A 24,294-nucleotide genomic window follows, 5' to 3' on the forward strand; every position below is an offset into this window, starting at 1 on the left:
GTTCTCTAGTGGTCTTTTATCGGTAAAAAACCTCATTTTAAGAATTAAAGCAACAATTATTAATTTTAGAAACCAATGAGTCGGTCAAATCTTAAATGGCCTCGAACAATTTACCTGGAAGTGGCCTTACTACTCCCTTCATTTCCATATTCAAAAGGGTTGAAGAAACCTTAAAAATTGGAAGCTTACAGTCCAAGGCAATACTGTCCAACATTTGTTTACCTCCCTGCTGTAAATAGTCATATATTTCCTTTTCGGTATCATCCAGATCTACAAATAATTGTTTTTGAATGCTTGCTGGCTCTTTTTCTTCCAATTGCCATCCCAGCATATATATCAGATCTGCTACAGAAGTAAGCATATGAGCCTTCTGTTGCTTAATTAGGTTATTACAACCACTGCTGTATTTATCCTGGGTTCGCCCTGGAACGGCAAAAACATCCCGATTATAACTGTTGGCAATATCGGCCGTTACCAAACTGCCTCCTTTTTCAGCAGATTCCACTACAATGGTAGCTTCGCTCATTCCAGCGATAATCCTATTTCGCTTTAAGAAATTTTCCCTGTCGGGCTGACTTGTACTCCAAAATTCAGTAAAAAAACCACCATTTTTGCTCACCTCTGAAACATATTTTTCGTGAATTTTTGGATAGATACGATTTAAGCCATGTGCCAAGCATCCTATTGTTTGCAAGCCGTGTTTTACCGCGGCCTTTTGTACACAAATATCCACTCCGTAGGCAAATCCACTAACAATAATGGGATTCAAGGGCGCCAATTCCTCAATTAGCTGTTCGCAAAAAGCCATTCCATAACTGGTAATATTCCTGGTTCCTACAACACTTATTATTTTTTGGCGGTTGAGGTTTATATTCCCCTGGCTGAAAAGTAAAATAGGACTGTCTATACAATGTTTTAAATAGGCCGGGTAACTATCATCCATGAAATAATGTAGCTCTATTTCCTGCGTCCCTAAAAATTCGAACTCTGCTTCGGCAGCCTCCAAATGTTCCAAGTCCATTAATCCCTTAAGGGTAAATGAGCCTATTCCGTCTATTTTAAGTAAATGACGCATTTTATCCTCAAATATTACCGATGGACTACCACATTTTGAAATCAATTTTTTCGCGGTTATGTCACCAATATTCGGGACGTTCTGTAAACGTAGAATAGCAATTATTTCATCTCTAGACATTTAAGGAATGTGCTTAGTTGTTCACAAAATACATAAATTATAATGTTAATAAAAAGTTATGCCAAGAGTTTTGAACTTGTGTTATTTTTCCAATCTTTGTTCCCATGGGAACCGAACATTACATAGCGGAGCTGCTTTATAGATACAATTGTGTTATGGTGCCAGAATTTGGTGCTTTCTTGACGCAAATGAAATCTGCCGTTATCAATGATGGTACGAATTCATTTTACCCTCCTTCGAAAATACTATCATTCAACGAACAACTTAGTTCCAATGATGGATTGCTGGTTTCTTATATGGCCGATGCCGAAAAGATGTCATATGAAGACATGCAGAAGCAAGTAGCCGCCGTATCCCTGAAATGGAAAAAACTTTTAAAGGAAGGAAATCGTTTAAGTCTTCCCAACATTGGCGAACTATGGTTGAACAAGGAAGGGAAAACCCAGTTTCAACCTTCCTATCAAGTAAATTACCTAACATCGTCCTTTGGTCTCTCTACCTTTGTTTCTACCCCAATTTCCAGGGAAGTTTTAAAGGAGGAAGTAATTGAACTGGAAGAAAGGATTCCTTTTATGATTACTCCCGAAACTCGTAAGGAATCTACCATCAGACCGTATTTAAAGTATGCAGCGGTAGTATTGCTTGCCATTGCTACCGGATTTACAGGGTATCGCCTTTATAATGAGAATGCGTCCAACCAAGAATTGGTAAGACAAGAGGCACATCAACAAGTTTCCAAAAACATTCAAGAAGCAACTTTTTTCAATACGGCTCCCTTGGAATTGCCGGCGATTTCATTAAATGTAATTTCAATCAAAAAAACCGGTATCCACCAAGTTATTGCCGGCGCCTATAGAATTCAGGAGAATGCCGAAAAAAAGGTACTACAATTAATAGAAAAAGGATTCGATGCCTCTTATTTGGGGGTCAACCAATATGGTTTACATATGGTTGCCTATGGCAGTTTTGATGATGCCAACGAAGCCTTAATATACTTGAGGAAAATTAAACTTTCAGAATCTCCCGACGCCTGGTTGAATTCGGTAAAATAATTCCTTCCCTACTTTTTACCTTAACAATACCAATGTATCTTTGCCCAAAATAAATTTATGGAGCCCAAGACGCCCACTGAATCGCGTACCTTAATGACCGATATGGTCCTACCAAGTGAAACAAATCCTTTGAACAACCTGTTTGGAGGGGAACTGTTGGCCAGAATGGACCGTGCAGCCAGTATTGCTGCCAGGCGACACAGCAGACGAATTACTGTTACCGCCTCCGTGAACCACGTAGCCTTTAACCAAGCCGTACCCGTTGGAAGTGTCGTAACGGTCGAAGCAGCCGTTTCTAGAGCGTTCAGGACCTCTATGGAAGTATTTATAGACGTTTGGATGGAAGACCGGTTTAATGGCGAGAAATCTAAAGTAAATGAGGCCATCTATACCTTTGTTGCTGTAGACGATAGTGGAAAGCCAACCGCTGTTCCTGAATTAAAACCCGAGTCTGCATTGGAAATACAGCGATTTGAAGCTGCACTTCGAAGAAAACAGCTTAGCTTGGTGCTAGCTGGCAAGATGAAGCCCAAAGATGCCACTGAACTCAAGGCCCTTTTTATGGACTAAAAGTCGAAATTATTGGGGTCGGGACCAAAGCGTTTTCCGCGATCCAACCGGTCTAATTTATTTATATCCGTAAGGGCGAGTTCGAAATTAAAAATATCGGCATTCGCCTCTATTCGGTCCTTTTTTGATGATTTTGGAATAGTGACCACTCCTTTTTGCAAACTCCAGCGCAATACGATCTGAGCAATGGTCTTATGGTATTTTTCGGCCAGACTTTTCATAATATCCAATTCAAAAATATGCCCTTGCATCAAAGGAGACCAAGCTTCATACTGAATGGTATTTTTATTGCAAAAATCAATTAACTCCTGCTGCACCAAGTAGGGGTGAAATTCCATTTGGTTAACCATAGGCACAATTTTCGCCGTTTTAAGCAAATCCTCAAGTTGATGTTGCATAAAATTACTTACTCCAATGGCCCTCACCCGCTTCTGCCCGTACAAATATTCCAAAGCTCGCCATGTATCCTTGTATTTCCCCTTTACCGGCCAATGCACTAGGTAAAGATCCAGATAATCCAAATTTAACCGCTTTAAACTGGCTTCGAAAGCCTTTAAAGTACTATCATAGCCCTGATCGCCATTCCAAACCTTACTCACTACAAAGATCTCTTTGCGATCAATACTACTTTCCCTTATCCCTTTACCAACCCCTTCTTCATTTTCGTAGATGGAAGCAGTATCAATATGTCGATATCCTTCTTCCAACGCCCATTTTACGGCATTGGTCACTTCTTTACCATCCTCGCTCAAATAAACACCCAAACCAAGATATGGCATTTTAACACCATTGTTTAAAGTAAATGTTCCTTTTAAATCGGTTAAAGTTTTCAATTTCAAATTATTTTACAATTGATATATCCACTCTTCAGGATTAAGTCGAGTAGTATCCTTGTACAGATAAAACTTTAATTGGGTCGTGCCACTGGATTTGCTGGTATATATATCTCCCAAATCCGACTTGATATTAACTTTATCCCCCTTCTTCACATAAACCCTGGAGAGGTTGTAATAGGTGCTTATATAATTTCCATGTTTTATTTGCACCCCTTTATTTCCGCCAGGTACCGAAAGTATGGCGATAACTTCCCCTTCAAAAATAGACCTCGCCTTGGAACCCTCATCCGTAGCAATAATAACTCCGTTACTTTCGTGCTTGATCCCCGGGTAAACCGCATCGTTATAAACGCCAAAACCCTGCCTTTTAATTCCTTTTTCTACCGGCCAGATTAGTTTTCCCTTGTTCGCCGAAAAATTATTGGCCACAATGGTGGCCTCAGGGGTTAAAACAAACTTACTACTACTTGCCGAGCTGGTATTGGTGGTTTTCCCCACCGCCTTATTGGATGCCGCAATAGCACTTCGAATCAAGCTTTCTATCTGTTGATCGATCCTCTTGGCCTCCTGCTTTTTCTTATCAATGGCCGCTGCATATTTGCTTTCGTTTTGTCGTATACTTTTAAGCAATTCCTTTTGGGATTGAATCTCCTTGTACAATTGATTCTTGATCTGTGTATTTTCCGTAACCAATTTGTCTTTCTCCTTACGTTGGTCCGAAAGATCCTTGTTCAGCTGGGTAAGCTCGTCAGTTTTAGCTACAATTTGCTCACCCTGCTCCTTTCTATACTGGGTGTACTGCTTCATATACTGAAAACGCTTGAACGCCTGAAGGAAATTCTCTGAGGATAAAAGAAACATTAATCGACTTTGTCCAGATTTGTTCTGATAGGATTTTTGGATCATATTACCGTATTCTTCCTTAAGAAAGGCAAGGTCATTACGTAGTTTTCCAATGTTCCTGATATTGGTATTTATTTGTCTGTTAAGTAAGTTGGACTGTTGATTGGTAACCCTGATCAATTGTTGGCGAACGTTAATTTTTTGGTCCATTGCCTCCATTTGTTCCAAGACATTTCCCTTTTCCTTTTTCTCAGCGAACAATAATCGGTTGATTTCAGATATTTCCTTTTGAAGTTGTTCCCGTTTGGATTCCAAGGCCTTTTGTTCATTGGTTTGGGCCAAGGTAAAATTACCCAATAGAAGTAACATAACTAAAAGAAAATAACCTATATAAGAATTCTTACTTCCCATATTAATTTAAGACTATTTCTTTGAAACCATTTGGTATACTATAAGGAAAATTCAAGGCTCTATTAAACTCCATATTTCTAAATTCAACAGTAATATTATTGGTATGGTCGCCATCCAGCGCCAATATATCTATCTCACCGGGTAAAATCCATTTGTTTATTTTTTGATAATTCTTGTAGCTAATTTCCAGCATACGTTTTTCCCAGGGTTGGGACAACTGCTGGGTGACCATTTTGTAATTCAATGGTTCAATTTGAAACAGCGTTTTAAACAACTCCCCTGCCTTTTTTGGTTTTAACTGATAATTGTCATTGGCGATAGCCATCGTATATTTTTCATCCCTCAGATCAAATAGAGCCTCCCCCAAAAGCAGGTTTTGAACTTTTTGAAAATCGAGATCGGTTCCCAACAATTGACTTAAATACGAGAAATTTCCGTCAAAATATTCGTTGTCCATTTTATTATAAAACGACACACGCTCGGGGGTAATGTACGCTTTTACGATTCCCAATGGGGCACTTAGCCATATCGCCTTATCCTTTTCCATTCTGAGGCTTACACTTACACTCTGGGTAGTCTCGCCGTCTGAATAGTCTATTCTCATCTTGCCACTTAAAGTTTTAAAACTTAAATGGGAGTAATAATGGTTCCTTATAACGGCCTTTGCAGTTAAATTTTCATCTACTGCTCCACTTTTGATTACACTACTGGACTTACACGAAAATACAAAAACGGCCAAAATACAAAGCAAGGCCCATTTGTGAAGTTTATTTAAACTGTATATCATAATTTTACGACCCCGATTTAATTTTACTAAGATACATATTTGCCTTGGAAGAATTTCCCAAAGCATTGTTAGCATCAACTAATTCTTTATACATTTTATTTGCCAGTTCAGGGTCCTCCAATAAATAATCCAAGCCCGACTCCAAAATGGCAATGGCCTCCTTATATTTCTTGGCCCTGTTTAGAGCAAGTCCAAAGGTGTAATAAAAGTAGGGCTGGGTCGGAAAGCTTTCCATAGCCTCCTCACTTACGGATGCAGCACTCTTAAATTCGCTCTTTGCCAAAAATTCTGAAATAATGGATTCGTAGTTCTTTATGGGGTTTTCCTTTTCAACTTTTATTACCAACGTATCCTCTTGATTTTCAACCAACTCCTTGGCTTTAATGGAATCATTGATTTTTAAAGTCAGCTGTTTTGAAAATGATGACATTTTAATACCGTTTAGTATTTTTAAGGCATCATCATAGTTTTGCTGCCCATAATAGATAAGTGCTAAATTCTCTTTGAACTTGGGTTCATTATAAGGAATTTTATCCTTCACCATATCTATTGTATAGCCTTGACGTTGCAATATCTCCATCAAGGTATTCAACACCCAAAAATTATGCGGTCTGGCGACAATAGCGGAAATTCCATATTGCTGTGCCTGAACAAACTGTTTTGAGGCCAAATAAACTTTTGATAGCTCATGGTCGATTACTGAATTATTTGGATCCAACAGCTTACATTCCAACAGGAGGTTTACTGCCCTATCATAGTTCTCTATTCCTTTATGCTTTAATGCCTCAAAGAATTTTTCCTGAAAATCATCGGTATATTCTTCTAAAAAAACCTCCGAACTTTCTTCCACCTTCAACTCATTTTCCTGGGCGCAAATAAGTTCTGGGATCAAAATTAACCCCATGGCAAAAAGTAATATGCGAAAGTTTCTAATCATACCTATATATTGCGCATAATGGAAAACAGACCGAAATCTAAATGAAAAAATATACGCTTCAAGCCTGGGCTATTCCAAAATCACGATTTTCCCAACTGCTATCAATCCTAAAACTAGGATAAGGGATTGGGTTCATTAAAATTAATGATAAAGCTAGATTCCACCTTGTTTTGCCAAAGAGATTTTATTTTACCCCTGTACTGCCAAAGCCACCTTCGCCCCTTGAAGTTTCCGAAAGCTCCTCAACCTCATTCCACTCAGCTCTTTCATGTTTGGCAATGACCAACTGGGCTATTCTCTCTCCATTTTCAATGGTAAATGCTTCATTGGAAAGATTTATCAGGATTACCCCAACCTCCCCTCTATAGTCCGCATCAACCGTGCCAGGTGCATTTAGCACGGTAATACCTTTTTTTGCTGCCAACCCACTCCGTGGCCTTACCTGGGCCTCAAAACCCATTGGAAGTTCAAGGAAAAGTCCTGTCTTAACAATAGTTCTGTCCATGGGTTGTAATACTATGGGTTCGGTAAGATTGGCCCTTAAATCCATCCCAGCAGAAGACAAGGTTTCATAACTAGGTAATGCGTGAGCCGATTTATTGATGATTTTTATTGTCATTTCCTTAAAAATATTTGTTTGAGTTTATCACTTTCAAGCCGATATACGATGCCCAAAAATAAAATAAAAAATATACTGCCAATTATTAAATTACGATCGAAAACGTAAAAGGACAACATGGAAAATAAGATGGAGACCCCTAGGTAAAAAACTATTTTTCTATGATTGTACGGAATAGGGTAGTACATTCTACCAAAAAAGAAGGAAAGGATTACCATAGTACCATAGGCAACCAAAGTAGCCACGGCGGAAGCAACATACCCAAAATGAGGAATAAAGGCATAATTAATAATTATCGTCAGTACGGCCCCGATCAAGGAGATGTAGGCCCCAAATTTTGTCCGGTCCGTTACCTTGTACCACACTGAAAGATTGTGATAGATTCCCAAACAAAAACTAGCCAAGATTATAATTGGCACCACAGACATTGCCTCCCAGTAATCCGAATTGGGAACTATAATCAGTTTGAGTAAATCTGCAAAGACCACTACAGAAAGTAAAATAACACTTCCCAGGATTACAAAATAATTTGTTATCTGAGCATATGCCCTTTGAGGGTTATCACTTTTGGAGTGACTAAAAAAGAAAGGCTCAATGCCCATCCTAAAGGCCGTTGCAAATAACGTCATGAACAAGGTAAGTTTATAACATGCAGAATATTTCCCAATCTCGCTCTCGGCAATATCGTTCGGCAAAAGCCAATCCAACATAATTCGATCAAATACTTCATTAATGGTAAAGGCAATACCTGCAATTAAAACAGGAGCAGCGTATTTGATCATACTGGACCATATGACCCTATCGAAAGTGTAGGGCCTTCGCAGATAGAGGCGCAACATTAATAAGAGCGTTGTGCCACTAGCTATTAACATAGAAATAAAGATGTAGGAGATTTCAAAGTTAGGCCTGTAAAGACTACTTAAAAACGATTCTGGATTGTTTTCCGCTATTATCGGAAGCACAATTAGAAAAAAACAATTCAATCCTAGGTTGATCACTACATTGGCAATCTTGACCAAAGCATAGCGCATTGGTTTTTCATTGGCCCTTAGCCACGAAAACGGAATGATTACCAAAGCATCCAACACAAGAATCAATATCGCATATGTGATAAATTGTGGATCTATATCACTTACGGTTGAAATAGGCCCTTTAAATATAAAAGCCAATAGCATGAAAACAAATGAAGATGCCCCAATGGATATTAAGGAGGTGGTGACAACTGTTTTCTTGTTTAGAGCGGTATCGTGATAAAAACGGAAAAATGCGGTTTCCATACCATAAGCAAGTAATACATTAAAAATAGCAAACCAGGCAAAAATAATGGAAACCTCCCCGTACCCATCCGTAGGGAGAACAGTGACATATAGAGGCGTTAAAAGAAACGATAGCATTCTGGGCAATACCGTAGCTAAGCCATAGATAAAGGTCTGTTTAAATAATTTTTTAATTGGATTCAAAGGAATCTATGAATTAGCTTTAAAATTAGGCATTTAATCAATGCGGGCAAAGTTAGTTAATTAGCTTATTCGGTAAATAGCGATTCCAAATTCTTTATAAATATAAAAGCCCCACATTCCTGTGAGGCCTTATATAATTTTCCTTCCCCAAAAAAAAATGGAAAAATAGATACTACTTAGTTGTTCAACGCTTCCGCCCCACCAACAATTTCTAAAATTTCACCGGTTATAGCGGCTTGTCTTGCTTTGTTGTAAGTAAGTTTTAACTGATTTCTTAAGTCAGTTGCGTTGTCCGTTGCCTTGTGCATAGCGGTCATACGGGCGCCGTGCTCACTAGCGAAAGAATCGCGTATACCCTTATACAATTGTGTCTTTAACGATTTAGGAATCAATTGCTCTACAATCTCCGCCTTGGAAGGCTCAAAGATATAATCGGCAGCCGAATTGGCTTCACCTGCTACAGGTACAATTGGTAAAAATTGCTCTGTCATCACTATTTGTGTAGCCGCATTCTTGAATTTGTTATAAACAATATCAATTTTGTCATAGGCTCCTGTAGTAAACAGATCCATTAATTCCTCGGCAATGACAGCAACATTATCGAAAGTTAAATCATCGTAAACCGCACTATGGTTGGCAATAACCTTATTCTTTTTCTTTAAAATATCATTTGCCTTTTTACCAATGGCAACAAAATCCACTTGTTTGCCCGCATAGGTGCTATTGGCCAAAAGAACACTCTGTTTTAAGATGTTCGTATTAAAGGCGCCACATAAACCACGGTTAGAATTTATCGCAACGATCAAAACCTTTTTTACTTCACGGTTATCTGCAAATTTGCTGCCAGAATCTGAATCAAGACTAGCGCTTAAACTTTGCAATAGCTCCGATAATTTATCAGAATAAGGACGCATTGCGGTAATGGCATCCTGGGCCTTCTTCAACTTAGCGGCAGACACCATTTTCATGGCACTGGTAATCTGCATAGTTGAAGATACCGAAGCAATTCTATTTCGTATTTCTTTTAAATTGGCCATAGGCTCCACTTAAGCTCCCCAAGGAGAGGAATACTGTGTTATACAATCATTTATTCAATTCTTTACAGTTTTCCTATTCTGGAAAACTGTAAAGATTACTTTATTAATATTTTGCGGATAGATCTTTGGCCACAGAGGACAAAACATCTATTACTTCATCCGTTAACTTACCGGCCTTAAGTTGATCCAACACGTCTCTGTGCTTAGCGTTCAAGAACTCGATATAATCCCTTTCAAATTCCTTAATTTTCTCAACAGGAACTTTGTTCAATAGGTTTTTGGAACCAGCGTAAATAATAGCAACCTGATCTTCCACCGTAAAAGGATCGTTCTGCGCCTGCTTAAGAATTTCAACGTTTCTACGTCCCTTTTCAATAACATTCAATGTAGCGGCATCCAAATCTGAACCGAACTTGGCAAAAGCTTCCAATTCACGGAATTGTGCCTGATCCAATTTCAAGGTACCAGCTACCTTTTTCATCGATTTTATCTGGGCATTACCTCCAACACGCGATACGGAAATACCTACATTGATCGCTGGACGAACCCCTTGGTTGAAAAGATCTTGGGTTAAGAAAATCTGTCCATCCGTAATAGAAATTACGTTAGTAGGAATATAAGCGGAAACGTCACCAGCCTGAGTTTCAATAATCGGCAAAGCCGTTAAAGATCCACCACCTTTTACCATTGGTTTCAATACATCTGGCAAATCGTTCATATTCTTGGCGATAGTATCATCTGCAATTACTTTTGCAGCACGCTCCAATAATCTGGAGTGAAGGTAAAATACATCACCAGGATAAGCCTCACGTCCCGGTGGGCGTCTTAGCAATAAAGATATCTCACGATAGGCAACTGCTTGTTTTGATAAATCATCATAGATAATCAATGCTGGTCTACCAGTATCCCTAAAATATTCACCAATGGCAGCTCCTGCGAATGGCGCGTATACCTGCATGGAAGCAGGATCGGAAGCATTTGCGGCAACAATGGTAGTATACGCCAAAGCACCGGCATCTTCCAATGTTTTTGCAATGTTTGCTACCGTAGAGGCCTTTTGGCCTATGGCAACATATATACAATATACAGGTTCCCCTGCATCGTAAAATTCTTTTTGATTCAAAATGGTATCCACACAAACGGTAGTCTTACCCGTCTGACGGTCACCAATAACCAACTCACGTTGCCCTCTACCTACAGGAATCATGGCATCGATAGCTTTTATCCCGGTTTGCAATGGCTCTGTCACCGGCTGACGGAAAATTACCCCAGGTGCCTTACGCTCCAATGGCAATTCATATAATTCACCAGTTATTGGTCCTTTACCATCTATAGGAGCTCCCAATGTATCTACAACACGACCTACAATACCTTCACCAACTTTAATGGAGGCAATAGTCTGGGTACGTTTTACAACCGATCCTTCCTTTATATTTCTGGATGGGCTCAACAATACCACACCAACATTATCCTCTTCCAAGTTAAGAACGATCCCCTGAAGTCCACCTTCAAATTCTACCAATTCTCCGTATTGGACATTGGATAATCCATAAACCCTAGCGATACCATCACCTACTTGTAAAACGGTACCTACTTCGTTTAATGAAGCTGATGCTTCAAACCCCGATAACTGCTTCTTTAATATTGCTGATACTTCAGCGGCTTTTACTCCTGCCATTTGTTATAGATATAAGATTAGGACCACATTGAAAACCAACATCGTCCAAAAAAATTATTTATAGACTATTTGTAAACTCTCTTTTCAAATTACTTAATTTGTTAGCTATACTTGCATCATACTGCAAATCCCCAACTCGCAAAATAAACCCTCCAATAATGCTCTCATCCACTTTGTTCTCTATGGTACATTCATTACCGGTAAGTTGAACTACTTTGCTCAATATTTTTTTCTCAAGTTCACTGCTTAGGGGAACCGCGGTAGTAACCATCGCCACACCCTGACCCTTTCTTGCTTCATTTAAAATGATGAACTTCTCGGCTACTTCTTTCAGAATTGAAATCCTCTTATTATCCACCAGTGTGGAAATAAGTCCCTCAGTAACTGAATTACTACCCTTAAAGATTTCGGATAAGGCATTCTTTTTAAGTTCGCCTTTTAAAACAGGGCTTCCCAACATTTCCTGAAGTTCGGTACTGTCGGCTATAGTAGATATTATAGATCGAAAATCCTTTTCCACCTGTTCGGTAGCCTTATTCTCTACCGCCAAATCCAATATTGCTTTTGCGTAACGTACGGCTGCTCTAGCTTCGTTCATATCCAAATCCCTAATTTAACTTGATATCCCCGATCATTTCCTCGACCAACTTTAATTGCTTGGCTTTGTCGGAAAACTGACCCTTAATTAACTTTTCCGCAATTTCCAGGGATAGGGTAGCCACTTCATTCTTTATATCGGCTACAGCAGCTTTCTTTTCGCTTTCAATAGCAAGTTGAGCTTGCTTGATCATTTTGTCAGCCTCAGCCTGTGCCAACTCTTTGGCATCAGAAACCATCTTCTCTTTCATTTCGCGGGCCTCTTTGATCATGGCCTCACGCTCACCCCGTGCCTCTTGTAAAAGACGCTCACTATCGGCAGTAACATTTTGCATTTCCTTTTTGGCATTTTCCGCAGCGGCCAAGGCATCCTTAATTCCCGATTCGCGATCTTCAACGGCATCTAGAATAGGTTTCCACGCAAATTTACGCAGCAAAAGAAGCACTGCTATAAATAATAACAATTGCCAAAAAAACAATCCAAATGAAAACTGCTCTATTAATTTTTCCATGTCCTAATATATGAAATGTAAACGTTTAATTTTTAATTGTAAAAGAACAGCTATAACCAACCGTTATAGCTGTTGCTTTATTGTTTGACTAAGATGCGAAAAGCGCAGCAAAACCAATACCTTCGATAAGTGCAGCAGCAATCAACATTGCCGTTTGAATCTTACCTGAAGCTTCTGGTTGACGAGCGATGGCGTCCATAGCAGAACCACCAATTTTACCAATACCTAAACCAGCACCGATAACGATCAAACCAGCTCCTACAATAGTTGGGATTTCCATAATATATATATAATTAATTATTAAACATTCTACTTATTAATGATCATGATGTTCTTCAACGGCCGACCCAAAATATAGCGCGGACAACATCGTAAAAATATAGGCCTGTAAGGCCGCTACCAACAACTCCAACAAAGCAAGTGCAAATGCCAAACCAAATGACAATGGACTTCCAATCCAGTTTTTGAAGATAAACATCATTCCCAAAATACTCATTAGGACCACATGACCTGCAGTAATGTTCGCATACAAACGAATCATTAAGGAAAATGGCTTAATAAAAGTTCCCAACAGTTCAATCGGAGCCAAGACTATCTTCATAAAGACAGGGACATCCGGCATCCAAAAAATATGCTTCCAGTAATTCTTATTGGCGGTAAACGTAGTTATCAGATAGGTAATGATGGCCAAAGCAAAAGTAACCGCGATATTGTTGGTAACATTTACCCCTAGCGGAGTAAGCCCTAAAAGGTTAATGATCCATATAAAGAAAAACACCGTTAACAAATAACTCATGTACTTCTTATAATGCTTTTTTCCAATATTGGGAATAGCAATATCATCACGTATATAAAGAATAATAGGCTCCAACATACGCCCTATACCTTTTGGCATGGAATTGGTTTTATAGGAATTGGCCATTCTTGCGAATAAGAACAACATCAATGCTGCTACTAAAAATATAAACACTACATTTTTGGTAATGGAAAAATCCAATGGTTTTGCATTGGTAGCATGGTGGGCCTCATCGTAATTGATCGTCCCTTCGGCATCGGTCTTTACAATTTTACCATGATAAAGAGCGTAATAATTTCCGTCCACTTCTGCCACGGATTCCCCATGATGAAATTTAGACGAAGAGAACATTTTTAAGCCATTATCCCATAAAATAACTGGCAACGGAAAACCAACGTGCTCATTATTTTCCTCATCTATGGTAAAAAGGGTAAAATCGTGGGAATCCAACAAGTGATGTCCAATAAATTCCTTGATTTCGGATTTTAGGCTTCCTTTTTCTTCGCTGGGTGAATGGTCCTTTTCCTGTGCGAAAACGTTGATACCCAGAAGAAGTGTAACAACTAAAAGAACTTTAACGTAAAATGGTTTTTGCATATCGCTTAAAATATCGGTCTCAAAAAATCCGTGCAAATGTACGCTTTTATCTCAAAAAGAAAAAAGCATTAAACGGTTTATTTTAAACCAAAATTGAAAAGCAATTCGGAAAACAAAATTGAGGCTAACTATTTAGCATTCTGGCAGTAAACAAGGTTTCCAATAGAAGGCATACGAAATAGGGCACAAAAAAAGATGTAAACTCCAAGGATTCCATGTGGCCATCCTCATTATAGAAGGGATAAAAAACGATAAAGAAAAATAAAAACTTGAGCATACTTCCGCCTAGAAAAAGAAATCCAATTTGGTCTCTATATTTAACCCGGTACCAGTAAAGAGCAGAAAATATAATCAAGGCCAGTACCATGTTGAGCAAATAGGCCAAAACTATCATATGGTCGAACAAGGGAAAACCGATTAAATAGAGGACCAGGATGTGAAGGCAAAACACCAAAAAGCTCAAAAGCACCAAGGAAAGGTAAAAAGTAAATAGAAATTTATGCTTGGACATTAATACTTTATGCGTTTCAACTGCTGTAAAACCAAATAAATTGCAATGGCGACCCCCAATAAAGTAAGCACAATAAGGAAGGTCCTGGACTCCATTTCAAAATAGTCGTCCAACCATTTTCCTCCCTTGGCCGACAGGAAAATAATTCCACCCATTTCCAAGGCAATGCCAGAAAGCAGGGCGGCATTTTTTAAACCGTTGTTATTTTTAGGAGGCTTTTGCTGGCTCATTAGTGGTTACTGAATGTTTTGTTGGGGTATTTAAAGAGCCTTTGCCCTCTTTACCCTTCATTGTACAGGCGGCGTTAAAGGTAGCTCCGGGTTCAACGGCCAATTTGGATACTGTTACAGTACCTTCAATAACCGCGGAAGACTTAAGGGACAATAGATCGGAAACGATCAACTCTCCATTAAAATTACCCTCAATATCGGCATTGACACACTCCACTTTCCCATGAATATAACCATCGATGCCGATGACCACTTTTCCTGAAGTTTTTACATTGCCGTCCAATTTTCCATCGATCCTAAAATCCGCTTCAGAGACAATGTCTCCTTTAATTTTAGTGTTTTTTTCAATTCTGTTGGGTTGTCCGCCTAATTCTGTCATAACACGAGGTTTTTTGTTATCTGAAAACATTTTTGTTAAGGTTTTGGGGTTTACTGTTGAGCTTTATAATCTGCTATATTCTTATGTACTTGTATTATTTTATAGTTGTTAGATAAAATTACGAAATTCTCATCACCGATCCGGTAATCCTTGTTGTTTTTTATCAATTCCGCGTAACCTAACGCAAAGTCCTTGGATTTAAACCCATGAACCACCACAAACTGATTTTCAAGATTATAGATATCTTTTGAAACCTTATTCTTGTATTTTAGATCGCTTATGGATTTTTCCAAAAGTTCCATTAGCCTAAGGGCCTTTTTATCGTCCCTAATTTTAAGGGGGAAGACCACTTTCCAATTTCCGGAACCCGTTGATGCGGTTTCGGCAGAAAAAACCTTAGGCTCCAACTTTGGCAATTGTTCGGCCACCATTGTCTGGGCTTTTTTCCCCTCCGGATTGTTGGGATAGTTGAGGGCAACATAATTTAATGCTTCCTTAAAATCATCGAACCCCTGTAGCCTACCAATGGCGTTTGCCTTTAGCATTTCAAATTTTGGAACAATGGGATCGCCGGTGTACGTACTTATATTTTCCTCAGCTCCAGTAATTACCTGTAAAAACTCCTGATCTTGGAATAATTTATACAATCGTTGATACTTGGCATCCGGACTATCCACGCTTCCTGCAAGTACGGCCTGAGGGTTAAGAAGGATTTCCGCATATCTGGATTCGGGATGGTTCTTAATAATATTATACTTCATATCGGTTGCCAAAGAACTACCAGATTGCTCATATATCTTGTAAAGATTGTATTTCGATGGAATTACCAACCTTTCTTCCGGATTGGATGCTAGAACACTCTCCAATTTACCGGCCGCCAGAAGATTCTCCTTAAATTTTTCTTTATAGATCAAGCCTAATTGATAATTGGCAAAGTTCCGTTCAGTTTTTAAACTATCTATCACTTTAGGGTCTGTAGGTATTTGATCCAAGTAGAATTCAACACTGTATTTTTGCTCCTCCCCGACGGGAGCTACATTTTTCACCCCAGAATTGGCCAAATTACCATCACTAACTTCAAGATTTTGAGATTTAACCTTATTGGACCATCGCCAATCATCCTCTAAGTTTCTCTTCCCCCATCTAGTTTTAAAATCGTTCTTGCCATATCCCAATGCAGTTATATTATAAAAATAAAACTTGCCCTTGTTTTCCTTGCCTCCCTTGCTTTTACTAAAAGCTGCAAATCCGGCATTGGCCATATTTTCTTCCTTCTTTTTATTTTTTTCGGCAACCTCCTTTAATTGGGCAATATAATCCTCAAAATACTTTACCCTATCGTCAATTGAAAACTCATAAAGGGTAATAACACTATCCGTGTATTGGGCCACCTCTTCATACTTTATAACATCTTCCAAATTGTCCAGCTTTTTTTTAACTTCCCTAAACTTTTTGGTATTCTCTTTTAAATTCTGCAACACGCTATCATAATATGCTCCGGAAGCCTTGTAACCATTTTGGTCAAAATTATAAATTGCCAAATTTTCATAGTTCAGCGCGTTCAATTGCGGCATATTCTGAGTGGCACGTATGGATTTGTTGTAATAGACCAAGGCCAGACTATCGGATTTAGTGGCCAAATGAAACTCAGCAACCTGACGGTATATTTTATTCAAGAAAGGTCTATTCTCCCTATCTTCCTCCAATTCCGTAAGGTACTCATACATTTCTTCCCTATTATCATCGTTAAGTTCGGTGTTCTGAATCTTTTGAAGATGGGCGTTGATCATATATACCCTGGGCGATTTTCTATTTAGGGCAATTACCTTGTCAAAGGCATAATTGGCACTGTCCTTATGCCCCAATTGATTGAACAATTGACCTATAATATATAAATAGCGGCCCTTTTCGGGATTTTTTTTGGTGTAGACCGAAGCAATCTTTAATTGCTGAATGGCCGTATCCTTTATTTTAAGGTTGATGTAGGCTTGACCCATCATGGCACGGGTATCGGCATATTCCTGATCACTTAAACGCTCCTGTTTTATTAATCGCTTTAAATTCTTAAGTGCCAATTCCTCATTTTCGAGACGAATATTTACCTTCTCTCTCCAAATAGTTGCTTCGTTCAGCTTATCGCTTTGCGTATATTTATTTAGGATATAATTGAAGGATTCCAAGGCAGGCATATACCGCTGGTCAAAATACCTGGCCTTCCCTAAAAGCAAAAAAGCTTCATCCGTCTGAGGGTTGCGCTCCTCATCCTTAATATCCATACTGCGTTTTTGTATGGCTTTGGTAGCCTTTTCCTCGGCAATAAGAAAATTAGGGTTATTGTCTTCGGAATCCAACTTAATATCCTCCTTGACCTCCAGCCGCTCTACGGGCAATATTTCCCAGTAGTTGTCCTGATAAACCGCATTGAGTCCCTCGCGCCCTTCCTCAAAAGCCAAATTACCGTTGTACAAGGTGTTGTATTTGGTATTTAGCGCATGCCAATTACGGTTTAATAAGGCGTCTTTCTTGGTGGAACAGGCATTAAAAACCAATCCTCCAAAAACAACTGAAAATATAAGTCTATTGCGAAGCTTCAAAATTCTATGTATTCGTACGTATCCTAAACTTAAAAACAACCAAATTATTATGCAGTTGGTCGATTATAACCAGATTATTTTTAGTTGATGGAGAATTCCGGACCAGATCCCAGAAATCGAAAGAAGTAATATATCACCAAAAAAAGATAACTGCCTAAGTCATTCTAAAAAGGAATTTAAACAAATATCATACGGATGATAATAAAACCGGAGTATAAAATAAAATCCTCAAAGCCAGAAACGGATTTATCCTCCAAAAAAAACCTCCAACTCATTGAGGGTCTCATTAGACGTCTGGATATCCTTCACCAGCTCACCTTTACTGAGCACCACAATTCGTTCACATACCTCCGTAACGTGTATTAGGTCATGACTGGATACCAAAACGGTCACCTCTCTACTAGCGGCCAATTCTTTAATAATTCCCTTTAGCCTTATTTGGGTAGTAGGGTCCAAATTGGCAAAAGGTTCATCCAAAATGATTACTTCCGGATTGCCTATGAAGGAGGCAACAATACCGGCCTTTTTTTGATTTCCTTTGGACAGGTCCCTAAGATATTTCTTCTGCCCCAAGATTTCCCCATGAAAAAAATCTGCGAACCCGGCCAACAGATTGTCCACATCCGCCTTGTTCTGACCCCGTATTTCCCCGATAAAATAGAAATATTCCTCCGGTGTTAAATACCCAATCAAAAAAGTCTCATCAATAAAGGCTGATGTAAAAGGTTTCCATGCCTCGCTCGCATCTACCTGAACCCCGTTATTATTGATTTGCCCAGTAGTCGGCTGAATTAAATCGAGCATTAAACTAAAAAAAGTTGTTTTTCCGGCCCCATTGTTTCCAACCAATCCAAAGCTCTGTCCTTTGGGAATTTCCAAATTTTCTATATCCAGTACAATGGATTCACCGTACCTCTTTGTTAAATTTTGGACTGTAATCATAGATATCTTTCCTTTTATGATTTTTGTTTGTATGCCGCAAGGGTCTTATATTTTTCCTTCTTGTAAATGGACTCTATCATGGCAAACACCTTATTTCTAAATCCGAATCCTATAATGCCTGCCATAGCCACAAAAATATAGCCTGCAGTTGGACTAATTAAATAATGTCCCAGAGCATACACCCCCATGGGTAAAATTAACTTGGGCAAGGTCAACAATAAGGTTTTTGTATTAAAAGCCTGCTTATCCCCAAACGCCTTTTTATTGGATGTTAAATCGATAGGTGTTTTAATATAGGCCCCGCCCCAGAGTACCAAATAGGAGTTAACACCAACATTATAAATAGCCCCCACAATGACCGCCAAATAGGCATCCCATCCAAAATAAATATAAAAGGACGCCAAAATGGTGCTTAGGACGGTGGCTATAATTATCAAATACCATTTGGAGCTTAAGTATTCCCGATACCTTATATTCTGACTCATCATTAGGGGATAGTATGAACTGTCCCAGCTGGGCACAAACTGACCAAAACTAAACAAGAAACCCCCAGAAATAAAAATACCTGCAAATATCTTCCATATTGGTCCGTCATATGCCTCTATGCCGCCCGTAAAGAAGAGCAGTCCGTAAAAAATAAAGAAAAAACTCATAATTACGGAGGTTTTGGACCGCTTGTTCCTTCTGATCAATTTTATATCATTCTTTAAAAATGTACCCAAATTACCAAAACGGTTTAGCCAGGCATAGTCCTCTGTTTTGGCCAAAGATTTCTTACCGGCCAGACCGGCATCCAGATACATATGCCTCTTAAAATAAAAAAAGGCGGAAGAAGCCAGTGATATTAGCAATCCCCATGTTAACAAGGCCACCCACGGCAACTCATAAAGAACATTGAAAAATGGAGAAGTGTACACCGTGATATTGAAAAGTTCATAATACTGACATATGACCAAAATTAGAACTACTCCAAGAAGGGAATAAAAAACACTGTCTTTATTGTTTACCAGTACATTTATAAAATTATTACAATAAAACAGTGCCATGATGCCCAAATGCCAACCAATGACACCTATGGGGGAGTAACCCTCTATCAACAGCACTATTGAAAAGGGAACATAGAAAAAAGCATGGGACCAATTAAAAAAAGAAACTACCGTCTTTCCCAGGGAATATGCTACCACTTTACTTTTATTTATCGGAAGGTAAAGCAAGGGCTTAATATTGGTAATGGGCATTTTCTGCAGCATATACCTAATGTACAGATCTCCCACCAAATAATATATCATGAAACGGTTGACAACCTGAAGCGGATCGCCCCAACCTTGCCTTTCAATGATATAAAAGGCACCTATTCCCAGGCCAAGGAATACGGCCATAAAATAGAGTGCCCCAAAAATCATAAAAATCTTAATAGCAAGATTGGCTTTAAAGGAGGCGGATCTAAAAAAAGATTTCCATTCAAGCGTTAGAAAGTGTTTTAACATGCTATTGGATAATTAAATCTGCTGGGTTGGTGCCTAAATTAGGGTATTTGTTACAAACAGCCCGCATTTTTTTGAAATCCCGTTTTAAATCCTGCTTGCTTTGTTTAATTTTGCACCAAAGATTTAATATGGCCCACTTTCATTCGCTTACGGTTCAAAAAATTAAACCGCTTACACCAAACTCAGTTGCAATTACTTTTGCCATTCCCAAGGAATTGATTCAGACCTTTGCTTTTATCGCTGGGCAATACATTACCATTAAAAAGGAAATAAAGGGCAAGGAATTGCGCCGGGCCTATTCCATTAGTTCTTCTCCCAAATGCGATGGTATCACGATAGGTGTTAAAAAAGTAGATAAGGGGGGCTTTTCAGATTTTGCACACAACAAACTTAAAGTTGGGGATGTATTGGAAGTAATGCCGCCGGAAGGCAGATTTGTTTTTAAACCTTCTCCAAGCGCCAAAAATGTTGTGGCATTTGCCGCTGGTAGTGGTATTACTCCAATTATGAGTATTGCCAAAACTGTATTGGAGTCCAATTCAAAGAATAATTTTGTGCTGGTTTATGGGAATAAGTCCTATAAAGAAACCATGTTCTATACAGATTTGGTAAAACTTCAATTGGAATTCACCAATAGATTTCACATCTATTTTATCTTGAGTCAGACCCAGGAGGATGAATCTATTTTTGGTCGTATAGAGGCCTCCACGGTGAATTACGTGCTTAAGAACAAACACAAAAATCTGGATTTTAACGATTACTATTTATGTGGTCCCGAATCTATGATCCAGTTGGTAACCGAGAATTTAAAGGACAAGGGCATTTCAGATGATAAAATACATTTTGAATTATTCACCTCAACGGAAATCATGGATGAACTGCCAGAAAAGCTGGAAGGGAAAACCCAGCTCAAGGTTATTGTGGATGATGAGGAATTTTCCATATCGATGGACAAAGGAACCTTGGTTCTTGATGCCGTTTTAAAAGAGAATATCGATGCACCTTATTCCTGTCAAGGTGGAGTATGTAGTAGTTGTATTGCCCGCATTAAAGAAGGTAAAGCAGATATGGTAAAAAATCAAATACTAACGGATAGCGAAATAGCCGAAGGCTTGATCTTAACTTGTCAGGCTCACCCAACCACACCTACACTAACGGTAGATTATGATGATGTGTAAATAGGGAAAATCACGCAATATTGCTTACGGATCAGAACTGAGAATATGGCAGTAGGCAGTAGGCAGTAGGCAGTAGGCAGTAGGCAGTAGGCAGTAGGCAAAATTAAATTTTTAAAATCTCGACTTAGATAAGCAATAAAATTTTCTCAAAAGATTACCCATTTAAGAGCCCTGTTAAACTTAATTCATCTTTGACTTACACTTTCCATAAAATACTTAGAATAGAAAAATAATCACAGGGTCTTACAAGTTTAGGAGTCACTAAAAGTGCGCTGGATTACTTTTACCGCATGTTCATACCCTATATTGTAAGCCTTTTCAATTCCTTTTTTGTCAAATATACCTATAAGTTCCAGGGCCTGGGGTTCAAATATTAAATCGCATTTTTTCACTTTATTCCTATTGATCGCGTATATCATTAAGGAAGTAGTTCTATTTGCCAATTGCAAGGATGATTTTATTCCTTCCCTAGGAATTTCCTTGATTCCGGACACATTGCTCCCAATGACAAAATCTGATGAATCTGCAACTTCGTCATAGGGGAAATTGTTCATAATACCCCCATCGGCATATAAGCGTCCATTAATACCGACCGGACTAAAAACAGGTGGCAATGCGGCAGAGGCCAACAAAGGTTTAATCAATTCCCCTTCAGAAAATATTTTCTCATCACCTTTTTGCAGATCGGTGGCTACTACATAAAGCTTGCGCTTTAAAGTCTCAAAGGAATTATCCGGTAAATATTTCGCCAAAAGATCAAAATATCTTTCGGTGTCCAAAAGACCAGGTTTTAAAATCGTCATAAAATGATACCGGAAGAGAGGTGTTTCCTTAAAAAATTGCAGCATTTCCTTAACCGAGTTGCCATTGGCATATAAAGCTCCTATCAAGGCCCCTACACTAGTGCCAGAAACCGCATGGGAACTAATTCCAAATTCATTCAGCGCTTGAATCATACCTATATGCGCCATTCCCTTTACACCCCCTCCGGACAATACCAGTCCAACCGATTTTGATTCAATTTCCGATAAATTCATTGATGTCGTATTTTATCAGATCTGTATAAAACAAATAACCCTCAACTGATATGTTCAAAATTACCCATAACCCCTCGATTTTAAAAAAAAATCTTAATTAAGCCCTATTTTACAAACCGCTTGGTACGTAATCTCCATATTACCTAGTTGCATTGTCCATTTTATGGCTTTTCATCGATACCATATGCCCTTATACCCGATTGCCATCATCCAATTCCCAATGGCTGTAGACAAATGACCGACTGGCCAGTATGTTTGGCCTTTTGGCCAGAAATTTAATGCCAATTCGGAATCAAATAGAATCTGTCACCGAAATAAAGAAAAGGTTGTGGTTTTGGAATAGATATATTGGTTTTCCGTTCGCCATGAAGGCTATAGGAACAAACCCCACCTCTGAAAATCGTTTTTAGGAATGCAACAAAAAAACTAAAAAAATAGCCGGCACAAAATAAATGGCAATAGTTCTTGCCCCATCATAATCCTTGGCTATTCGCTGGCCCAATAGCAACATTAACAGAGCAAGGCAAGCCAAAATGGCTCCCGCCAAGGCAATTGAGCTTTCCCCGGCCGCACAAAGTCGATAGAACCCTATGGTACACAGGAGTCCTGCGACAATTTCTGTCACCAGCACAGTCCCCAATAGCAAGGGCACGATATTCTTAAACGGTGTTTTGGAAAAATGCCCTTTTAACCAGGCCAAATTACCCTTCCAATCTAAAATTTTGTCAACAGCACTCTGTAGAAAAGTTATGATTACAAAAAGTAACAAAAGTAATTCAGTGGTATAAGTCATTATGTTGGCCATAGCAAATATGTTTAGTGTTATACAGTTCCTTTAGGCGGCTTTTTTATGCAGTAATCGCGTTAATTTTATGGATAGATCCATCAATATTAATTTGGAATTACCATTTCTTTCAATATGATAAATGGCATCCTCCAATTCCTTCACAATTAAAACTATATTGTTTTCATGTACGAAGGGTGCAAATTTTTCCAGTTCAAATCCCTCAACATGTATCCTCATAAAAGCCAATTCGCGGGTGCTGAAGTTTATTAAAAGGGCTTGCCGCATAACGGACATACAATAATTTAGAAATTTTTTCTGTGTTTCCCTTCCCGTTTTGGCCACCACTTCGCTCCAGGAAATAAGGTCATGTATAGCTGCCTTGTTCCCTTTGGCCTTAAATGCGCTTCTTACCCACTGCACAAACCATTTTTCAAAAACCAAATCCTCAGAATCGTTATTCATGAAATCCAGTGCCTTATTAAAATTGCCATTGGCCTCATGCGATATCCTTAGGGCATCCTCCTTAGAAATCCCCTTATTTACAAGTGCTTGTGAAATTGCTTCTTCGGCTAAAGGAGGAAAATGTAATATTTGGCACCTGGACCGTATTGTTTGTATTATTTGCTCTTCGTCCTCAGCAATTAGAATCAATACTGTTTTGTCCGGTGGTTCCTCAATCAACTTGAGGAGTTTATTGGCTGTAGAGATATTCATTTTCTCGGCCATCCAAATTATCAGGGCCTTATATCCTCCTTCATATGATTTTAAGGAAAGTTTTTTAACAACATCAAGTGCCTCGTCCACACCAATCTGGCCTTGTTTATTGTCGATCCCAATTAATTTATACCAATCAAAAAGATTTCCGTAAGGTTGTTCCTTAATAAATTGACGCCATTCCTCCAAATAATGATCGCTAACGGCATGACTTTTAACTTTGTCCGAATTGGCAACTGGAAAGGCAAAATGAACATCAGGATGGGACAGGGAGTTAAATTTGGTATTACAGGCACTATTACCATTATTATTTTCCCCTTCACTATTCCCACAAAGCAAGTACTGCACGTAACAAAGGGCCATAGGCAAGGTGCCACAGCCTTCTGGACCAACAAACAATTGTGCATGTGGAATGCGGCCCGCATCAGCGCTGGAAACCAAATGCTTCTTTATATGGGAAAGTCCTAAAATATCCTTGAATAGCATGGTTCAAATATAGCGGTTTTTA

The 24,294-nt window shown here is 38.8% G+C and carries 25 protein-coding genes; 3 read left to right on the forward strand and 22 right to left on the reverse strand.

What is annotated here, in order from left to right; translation table 11 throughout:
- Nucleotides 1-91: 91 nt before the first annotated feature.
- Entirely contained in the window at nucleotides 92-1,195 is a 1,104-nt protein-coding gene (dprA, locus tag CWD91_RS01205; RefSeq protein ID WP_103439127.1) for a DNA-processing protein DprA, read from the reverse strand.
- Between the two features lie 104 nt (nucleotides 1,196-1,299).
- Here dprA and CWD91_RS01210 point away from each other — a divergent pair, with 104 nt between their 5' ends.
- Nucleotides 1,300-2,247, forward strand: a complete 948-nt coding sequence (locus CWD91_RS01210) for an HU domain-containing protein (RefSeq protein WP_103439128.1) — start codon at nucleotides 1,300-1,302, stop codon at nucleotides 2,245-2,247.
- Between the two features lie 57 nt (nucleotides 2,248-2,304).
- A complete protein-coding gene (locus CWD91_RS01215) occupies nucleotides 2,305-2,817 on the forward strand; it encodes an acyl-CoA thioesterase (RefSeq protein ID WP_103439129.1) in 513 nt (170 codons plus the stop codon).
- Here CWD91_RS01215 and CWD91_RS01220 read toward each other — a convergent pair.
- From CWD91_RS01220 to CWD91_RS01305, 18 genes are all read right to left on the reverse strand, one after another.
- On the reverse strand, nucleotides 2,814-3,650 hold the full coding sequence (locus tag CWD91_RS01220) for an aldo/keto reductase (protein ID WP_317045592.1): 837 nt from the start codon (nucleotides 3,648-3,650) through the stop codon (nucleotides 2,814-2,816). The two genes, CWD91_RS01215 and CWD91_RS01220, sit on opposite strands and share 4 nt — an antisense overlap.
- A 12-nt stretch (nucleotides 3,651-3,662) precedes the next feature.
- Nucleotides 3,663-4,907: a murein hydrolase activator EnvC family protein gene (locus CWD91_RS01225; protein ID WP_103439130.1), complete on the reverse strand. Its 1,245-nt coding sequence runs from the start codon at nucleotides 4,905-4,907 to the stop codon at nucleotides 3,663-3,665.
- Nucleotide 4,908: 1 nt separating this feature from the next.
- Nucleotides 4,909-5,694, reverse strand: a complete 786-nt coding sequence (locus CWD91_RS01230; protein WP_103439131.1) for a DUF4292 domain-containing protein — start codon at nucleotides 5,692-5,694, stop codon at nucleotides 4,909-4,911.
- Nucleotides 5,695-5,698: 4 nt separating this feature from the next.
- Nucleotides 5,699-6,631 carry a tetratricopeptide repeat protein gene (locus CWD91_RS01235; RefSeq protein WP_103439132.1) on the reverse strand — a complete coding sequence of 311 codons (933 nt, stop codon included), beginning with the start codon at nucleotides 6,629-6,631 and terminating at the stop codon, nucleotides 5,699-5,701.
- Nucleotides 6,632-6,815: 184 nt separating this feature from the next.
- A complete protein-coding gene (dut, locus tag CWD91_RS01240; protein ID WP_103439133.1) occupies nucleotides 6,816-7,250 on the reverse strand; it encodes a dUTP diphosphatase in 435 nt (144 codons plus the stop codon).
- Nucleotides 7,247-8,710 (reverse strand): lipopolysaccharide biosynthesis protein, encoded by a 1,464-nt coding sequence (locus tag CWD91_RS01245; protein WP_103439134.1) that lies wholly within the window; start codon nucleotides 8,708-8,710, stop codon nucleotides 7,247-7,249. The genes dut and CWD91_RS01245 overlap by 4 nt, the downstream gene beginning before the upstream one ends.
- A 176-nt stretch (nucleotides 8,711-8,886) precedes the next feature.
- The gene (atpG, locus tag CWD91_RS01250; RefSeq protein ID WP_103439135.1) at nucleotides 8,887-9,747 is read right to left on the reverse strand and encodes an ATP synthase F1 subunit gamma; all 861 of its coding nucleotides are present in this window, start codon (nucleotides 9,745-9,747) and stop codon (nucleotides 8,887-8,889) included.
- A 103-nt stretch (nucleotides 9,748-9,850) separates the two neighbouring features.
- On the reverse strand, nucleotides 9,851-11,425 hold the full coding sequence (gene atpA / locus CWD91_RS01255; protein WP_103439136.1) for a F0F1 ATP synthase subunit alpha: 1,575 nt from the start codon (nucleotides 11,423-11,425) through the stop codon (nucleotides 9,851-9,853).
- Between the two features lie 58 nt (nucleotides 11,426-11,483).
- Nucleotides 11,484-12,023: an ATP synthase F1 subunit delta gene (gene atpH / locus CWD91_RS01260; protein ID WP_103439137.1), complete on the reverse strand. Its 540-nt coding sequence runs from the start codon at nucleotides 12,021-12,023 to the stop codon at nucleotides 11,484-11,486.
- A 10-nt stretch (nucleotides 12,024-12,033) separates the two neighbouring features.
- Entirely contained in the window at nucleotides 12,034-12,534 is a 501-nt protein-coding gene (locus CWD91_RS01265) for a F0F1 ATP synthase subunit B (RefSeq protein WP_103439138.1), read from the reverse strand.
- Between the two features lie 88 nt (nucleotides 12,535-12,622).
- Complete coding sequence (atpE, locus tag CWD91_RS01270) at nucleotides 12,623-12,814, reverse strand: ATP synthase F0 subunit C (RefSeq protein WP_031446173.1); 192 nt, start codon at nucleotides 12,812-12,814, stop codon at nucleotides 12,623-12,625.
- Between the two features lie 36 nt (nucleotides 12,815-12,850).
- Entirely contained in the window at nucleotides 12,851-13,927 is a 1,077-nt protein-coding gene (atpB, locus tag CWD91_RS01275) for a F0F1 ATP synthase subunit A (RefSeq protein WP_103439139.1), read from the reverse strand.
- 124 nt (nucleotides 13,928-14,051) lie between these two features.
- On the reverse strand, nucleotides 14,052-14,438 hold the full coding sequence (locus CWD91_RS01280) for a hypothetical protein (protein WP_103439140.1): 387 nt from the start codon (nucleotides 14,436-14,438) through the stop codon (nucleotides 14,052-14,054).
- Nucleotides 14,438-14,668: an AtpZ/AtpI family protein gene (locus CWD91_RS01285; protein ID WP_103439141.1), complete on the reverse strand. Its 231-nt coding sequence runs from the start codon at nucleotides 14,666-14,668 to the stop codon at nucleotides 14,438-14,440. Before CWD91_RS01285 ends, CWD91_RS01280 begins: the two co-directional genes overlap by 1 nt.
- Entirely contained in the window at nucleotides 14,646-15,077 is a 432-nt protein-coding gene (locus CWD91_RS01290) for a bactofilin family protein (protein ID WP_103439142.1), read from the reverse strand. Before CWD91_RS01290 ends, CWD91_RS01285 begins: the two co-directional genes overlap by 23 nt.
- 20 nt (nucleotides 15,078-15,097) lie before the next feature.
- Nucleotides 15,098-17,641: a type IX secretion system periplasmic lipoprotein PorW/SprE gene (porW, locus tag CWD91_RS01295; RefSeq protein ID WP_103439143.1), complete on the reverse strand. Its 2,544-nt coding sequence runs from the start codon at nucleotides 17,639-17,641 to the stop codon at nucleotides 15,098-15,100.
- Nucleotides 17,642-17,887: 246 nt separating this feature from the next.
- On the reverse strand, nucleotides 17,888-18,583 hold the full coding sequence (locus CWD91_RS01300) for an ABC transporter ATP-binding protein (RefSeq protein ID WP_103439144.1): 696 nt from the start codon (nucleotides 18,581-18,583) through the stop codon (nucleotides 17,888-17,890).
- Nucleotides 18,584-18,597: 14 nt separating this feature from the next.
- Nucleotides 18,598-20,070, reverse strand: a complete 1,473-nt coding sequence (locus tag CWD91_RS01305) for a DUF5687 family protein (protein WP_103439145.1) — start codon at nucleotides 20,068-20,070, stop codon at nucleotides 18,598-18,600.
- A gap of 128 nt (nucleotides 20,071-20,198) precedes the next feature.
- Here CWD91_RS01305 and CWD91_RS01310 point away from each other — a divergent pair, with 128 nt between their 5' ends.
- The gene (locus CWD91_RS01310; protein ID WP_103439146.1) at nucleotides 20,199-21,248 is read left to right on the forward strand and encodes a ferredoxin--NADP reductase; all 1,050 of its coding nucleotides are present in this window, start codon (nucleotides 20,199-20,201) and stop codon (nucleotides 21,246-21,248) included.
- Nucleotides 21,249-21,499: 251 nt separating this feature from the next.
- On the opposite strand, the gene CWD91_RS01315 is transcribed toward CWD91_RS01310, so the two are convergent.
- The 3 genes from CWD91_RS01315 to CWD91_RS01325 form a co-directional block, all read right to left on the reverse strand.
- Nucleotides 21,500-22,285, reverse strand: a complete 786-nt coding sequence (locus CWD91_RS01315; RefSeq protein ID WP_103439147.1) for a patatin-like phospholipase family protein — start codon at nucleotides 22,283-22,285, stop codon at nucleotides 21,500-21,502.
- Between the two features lie 406 nt (nucleotides 22,286-22,691).
- Nucleotides 22,692-23,090, reverse strand: coding sequence for a DoxX family protein (locus CWD91_RS01320; protein WP_103439148.1), 399 nt, complete (start codon nucleotides 23,088-23,090; stop codon nucleotides 22,692-22,694).
- Between the two features lie 30 nt (nucleotides 23,091-23,120).
- Nucleotides 23,121-24,272 carry a DNA polymerase III subunit gene (locus CWD91_RS01325; protein WP_103439149.1) on the reverse strand — a complete coding sequence of 384 codons (1,152 nt, stop codon included), beginning with the start codon at nucleotides 24,270-24,272 and terminating at the stop codon, nucleotides 23,121-23,123.
- Nucleotides 24,273-24,294: the final 22 nt, after the last annotated feature.

Source organism: Arenibacter hampyeongensis, from assembly GCF_002909255.1.
GTDB classification, from domain to species: Bacteria; Bacteroidota; Bacteroidia; order Flavobacteriales; family Flavobacteriaceae; genus Arenibacter; species Arenibacter hampyeongensis.